General features: G+C 58.0%; 3 protein-coding genes. 2 read left to right on the top strand and 1 reads right to left on the bottom strand.

The genetic code is table 11. From position 1 onward, the window contains the following. Nucleotides 1-542, top strand: a 542-nt coding sequence (locus ABX749_RS20490) for a tRNA-binding protein (RefSeq protein WP_372897611.1), incomplete at its 5' end; no start/stop codon positions are given. Nucleotides 543-752: 210 nt separating this feature from the next. Here ABX749_RS20490 and ABX749_RS20495 read toward each other — a convergent pair. Beyond that, a complete protein-coding gene (locus tag ABX749_RS20495; RefSeq protein WP_372897612.1) occupies nt 753-2,396 on the bottom strand; it encodes a sigma 54-interacting transcriptional regulator in 1,644 nt (547 codons plus the stop codon). A gap of 183 nt (nt 2,397-2,579) precedes the next feature. Between ABX749_RS20495 and ABX749_RS20500 the strand changes: the two genes are divergently transcribed. After that, a complete protein-coding gene (locus ABX749_RS20500; RefSeq protein WP_372897613.1) occupies nt 2,580-5,090 on the top strand; it encodes a response regulator in 2,511 nt (836 codons plus the stop codon). The last annotated feature ends 228 nt before the right edge of the window (nt 5,091-5,318 follow it).

Raw genomic sequence — 5,318 nt, forward strand, 5'->3', positions numbered from 1 at the left:
CCGATCCTGAAGCGGTCGTCGTGCCGACGGAGTTGCAGTTCGCGCTCGAAGCGAACGAGGCGGCGATGTCGGTGTGGGAAAGCTGGACCGCTGGCAAGCGTCGTGCTCAATGTCTGCGAGTGTCGACGGCGAAAAGGGCGGAGACGCGGGAACGGCGAGTCGACGAGGTGATCGCGCTGTGCCTGGCGGAATTGGCAATGCAAACCGGCGTCACCCCGTGGCAGGCGTTCGAAAACCTCGACATGCGAGCGGGCACGGTCACCGCCGTCGAAGAGCTACCGAAGGCACGCAAGCCTGCTTACAAGGTGACGGTCGACTTCGGCCCAGAGTTAGGCACCAAGCGAACGAGCGCCCAGATCACGGTCCATTACACCAAAGCCGAACTGATCGGTCGACAAATCATCGGTGTGGTGAACATTCCCCCGAAGCAGATCGGAACGTTCATGTCAGAGTTTCTGATCGTCGGATTCTATCGCGACGACGGATCGGTCATCCTGGCGGTTCCCGACCAATCGGTTCCCGACGGAGCCAAGCTGGCGTAGTCATACGACGATATCAAAATCCGCGGCTCTGTCCGGAGGAGCAAAGAGCGTCCGTAGGCTCGCGCCAAACGGCTGATATTCTTTTGACATCAGCCGGTTCGCGCCAGCGCCCGGGCGCCCATCAATCTCGATTGAGCGGTATTGGGCTTGCGTCCTGCCGCTAACAATAGTGGTAGGCGTCTGTTCCATCGCGTCGATCCTTCTTCATCCCTAGATCCCTAATTCCTTGACGCGTCGTTGCATCGTTCGCGTGCTGACGCCCAGCAGTTTCGCGGCTTGTTTGCGACAGCCGTTGGTCTGGTCAATCGCTCGGCGGATGGCTTCGGATTCGATTTCCGCGAGCGTCATGTTCGGTCGGATCAATGGTGTGGCGTGTCCGTTGTCATGCAAGCTTTCAAGGTCAAGCAGCTTCAACGCCGCGCGACTTCGCAGCAACGCTGGATTGATCCCAAGCCGCCGAGCTGCTTCGACTTTATCACCTTCGGTGGCCTGCAAGACGTGCTCGACCAGCCGTTGTTCGACCTCACCGATGACATCGTCGTACAGATTCGGCGAATCGCCTTGGAGGTGACGTCCGATGAGTGTGTCGAATCCTTCGTTGTCCATTGCCGGAATCGTCGAACCGTCCGCGTCGTCTGGTGGCGTCGAGGCTTGCCAGTCACGCCCTGGTTCGGCGTCCATCGAGCCTTCGATACTTTTCAGCTCGGGCAAAAAATCCGGCAGCAGCACCGGACCGGGTGTTTTCAAAACGGCTTGTCGAACGACATTCTGGAGCTCACGAATGTTGCCCGGCCATCGATATTCCTTCAGCTGGCGGAGCGTTTCCGGCGGGATGACGCGTACTTCTTTCCCCAAGTCTCGACACGCATGACGACGGAAATGTTCGATCAACAGTTCGATGTCTGATCCGCGTTGCCGCAGCGGCGGCAAGTTGATGGTAAAACCGTTGAGCCGATAATAAAGGTCGGCCCGAAATTGACCTTCGGCGACCATCTTTTCGAGGTTGCGGTGCGTCGCGGCGATGACGCGTACATCCGCCTTGATCGTTTCGTTGCCACCGACACGTTCAAATTGTTTCTCTTGTAGGACGCGCAACAACTTGCTCTGCAACACCGCCGACATGTCGCCGATTTCGTCCAAAAACAGAGTCCCACCGGCAGACTGTTCGAACTTTCCGATCCGTTTTCGATCGGCGCTCGTGAAGGCACCTTTCTCATGTCCGAACAGTTCGCTTTCGAGCAACGTTTCGGGGATTGCGGCACAGTTGACGGCGAGAAATGGGCCTTGAACCCGGTCGCCGTATTGGTACAGCGCCCGCGCGACCAATTCCTTGCCGGTACCACTTTCCCCGCGAATCAGAACGGTCACGTCTTGGGCGGCCACAATGCCGATCGATTTGTAGACCTCTTGCATTCTCGCACAACGACCGATGATCGAATGCAAATCGCTTTTGCCGGCGTCGAACGCGATCTCCACGGGGGCTTCGGTCAATCGACGGATCTCCAGGGCGCGGCTGACACCCTGACGCAATTCGGCGACGTCGATCGGTTTTTGCAGATAATCCAGCGCCCCAAATTTCATCGCGCGGATCGCCGTTCCGCTGTCGCTGCTGGAGGTCATCAGGATGACCGGCAAGTGCTTGTCGAACTCGCGGATTTTTCTCAGGACTTGCAAACCGTCGCCGTCGGGGAGTAGGACGTCCAATACCACGACGTCGATCGATTTCTTGCGCAGCAGCCCGACCGCGTCTTTGGCGGTTTCGGCAACGATGACAGCGTGATCTTGTTTTTCGAGAGCATGGCGAACCAGATTCAAATCCGCCGGCTCGTCGTCAACCACAAGAATGTGCGACATGTCGGACGGGCTCCTGAAGATGATTGAGTCCTATTGCTCCGATGGGGTGAACTTTCGACCAAACGCGGGGCCAGTCGAGCCAAATTGGCACTCGATTCGCTGGACGATTGTGAAAGCAACAGGTGTGCCAATTTGTCGTTTTGCTCGCGTCGCGGAACACGCCAAAACTCTCGCCGGACGGGCATGACCGACCTGTACGTCATGTTGACACCTGCTGCGGCGTCCAATCGGTTTGTCTTACAGGAGGCGTGTCAATCCATGGCGAAACGTGCATTCCAAATTCGATTGAAAGAAGACGGCCCGTCAGCCGAGGGAAGACGGGCCGACGATCGGGCCGATCTCGAAACCCTCTCGCTGGTGGTCAGCCGCGCCGGCAATGCGATCTTGATTCTCGACGGCGAGGGGCACCTGCAGTGGGCCAACGATGCCTTCACCCAACTGAGCGGCTATGAACTCTGCGAAGCCAGTGGCAAAGCATTCGGCGAGTTGTTGTTCGGCCCCAGCACGTCGGCTAAATCGCAGCACGAACTGATCTCAGCGATTTCAGCCGGTATCGAGACGACGGCCGATGTGCTGATGTACCGCAAAGACGGGACGACATTCTGGACCGAGACGAAACTGATTCCAGTTCGAGACGACGACGACGAACTGTCACGTTGGATCGTGCTGCAGACCGACATCAGCAAACGCCGGCAAACCGAAGAAGCACTCGAATCCGCCAAGGAATCCGCAGAAGCCAACAGTCGCAGCAAGAGCGAATTCCTGGCCAACATGAGTCACGAGATTCGCACGCCGCTCAACGCGATCCTCGGGATGACTGAACTCGCCTTGACCACCGACCTGACACGCGAACAACGCGACTATTTGCGAACGGTCAAAACGTCTGCCGACACGCTATTGGATTTACTCAACGACGTCTTGGACATCTCCAAGATCGAAGCCGGCAGGATGGAGATCGAGGAAATCGAGTTCAACCTCGCCGAAGTCGTCCGTGAAACGTTGAAAGCGCTCGCGGTTCGAGCCCACGAGAAGGGCTTGGAACTTGCCGTTCACATGCCGATGGACATTCCGCACGACCTGCGCGGCGACCCGACGCGGATTCGTCAGGTGCTGTTTAATCTGGTCGGCAACGCGATCAAATTCACCGAGCAGGGCGAAGTGATCGTCGATGTCGAACCGCAATGGCAAAGCGACGATGAGATCGGATTGCAGTTCTCCGTGACGGACACCGGCATCGGCATTCCTAAACAGCGTCTACGACAGATTTTCGAATCGTTCACGCAAGTGGATTCCTCGATGGCGCGTCGATTCGGCGGCAGCGGGTTGGGGCTGACGATTACGTCTGAATTGCTGCGTTTGATGGACGGCAAGATTTGGGTCAAAAGTTCGCTGGGCAAGGGAAGTACCTTTTACTTCACGCTCACGTTGAAGCTTTCCGATGGACCGTCGCGAGCGACCAGCAAGCTCGAGCAGCCCGAACTGGACGGGTTGCGTGCGTTGATCGTTGACGACAACGCGACCAATCGCCAGATCCTTGAGGAAATGCTCGGCCATTGGGGCATGCAACCGACGTTGGCTGACGGAGCGGCATCGGCACTGAGTGAAATGGAATCGGCGGCGCGAGAGCATCGCCCGTTTGACTTGGTCTTGCTGGACGCGATGATGCCGGTGATCGATGGATTCCAGCTTGCCGAGAGAATCCTCGCTCGTCCGGACCTTGAGCATGGAACGGTGATGATGCTGTCGTCGGCAGACCGTCCCAATTCGACCACAAAGTGCCGTGAACTGGGCATCGCAACGTATCTCGTGAAACCGATCAGTGCCTCGGCGCTGCTGGAGGCCATCCTGTCGACGCTGGGAAAGCAGCGCCAAGCATCCGCCCCACGGCTGAGCGACCAAGCGTGCGAATCGCTCCTCAGACAGAAGACCACTCATCCTCTGAATGTTTTGCTGGTTGACGACCACGAACCGAACCGGCGATTGGTGGAATCGATCTTGCTGCGCCGGGGGCATCGGGTTCAGAGCGAAGCGGACGGCGACGCAGCGATTCGCGTGTGTTGCGAATCGAAATACGACGTGGTGTTGATGGATGTCCAAATGCCAGGACGCAATGGTTTTTCGGCGACGCGTGCCATTCGCCAACACGAACAACGCCACGGCGGCCACACGCCGATCGTCGCCTTGACCGCCCATGCGCTTCGTGGAGACCGTGAAAAGTGTCTCGCTGCAGGCATGGACGCTTATCTGTCCAAGCCGATTCACGCCGACGAGTTGATCGACGTGGTTGAACGCATGGGGGACGACCCGAAGGTGGACGTGGACCAGACGGCAACTCCTGACATCCAGCAGGCCCATGGGTTCAGCATTGATGCGGCCTTGAAACGGATGGGCGGCGAGCAGGATCTGTTGATTGAACATCTCGGCTTCGTGCTGAGTGATCTGCCGCAATTGATTTCGACGATGAAGTCCGCGGTCAACGCGGGCGACGCCAAGCAACTCGAGATCGCGGCTCATCGGCTGAAAAGCCTTGTCAGTAGCTACGATCACGCCGAGGCTTGCGAACTGACTCAGTCCTTGGAAACCGACGCCAAAGCCGGCAACCTCGACCGCGCCGTCAACCGGCTTGAGAAACTGGAGCCGATTCTACAATCGTTCGCACGAACCATCGATGATTACCTGCAAACATCGATCTAGCTTTATTGGGCGCGAGCCCTGCCGCGAACAAGCATCACTCCGTTTGGTGTCAAAGGAGAGCGGCAGCGAACCGAGTATCCCGGAGGGATGCCAGCGAGTAGCCGGAGGTCAGCGCAGCGTCACCTCCGGGAAGCACGTCCCACAATCCCCTCGCCCCCTTTGGGCAACGCTATGACGCATTGATTCCCGGCGTTTGACGAGGTGTTAACGGCAGGGCGCAAGCCCTCC

Origin of the sequence: Stieleria sp., from assembly GCF_041595215.1 — a bacterium.
GTDB classification, from domain to species: domain Bacteria; phylum Planctomycetota; class Planctomycetia; order Pirellulales; family Pirellulaceae; genus Stieleria; species Stieleria magnilauensis.

Excerpts from the sequence above, each read along its gene's own strand:
- ABX749_RS20495 (WP_372897612.1), bottom strand. The coding sequence starts at position 2,396 with ATGTCGCACATTCTTGTGGTTGACGACGAGCCGGCGGATTTGAATCTG.
- ABX749_RS20500 (WP_372897613.1), top strand. The coding sequence starts at position 2,580 with ATGACCGACCTGTACGTCATGTTGACACCTGCTGCGGCGTCCAATCGG.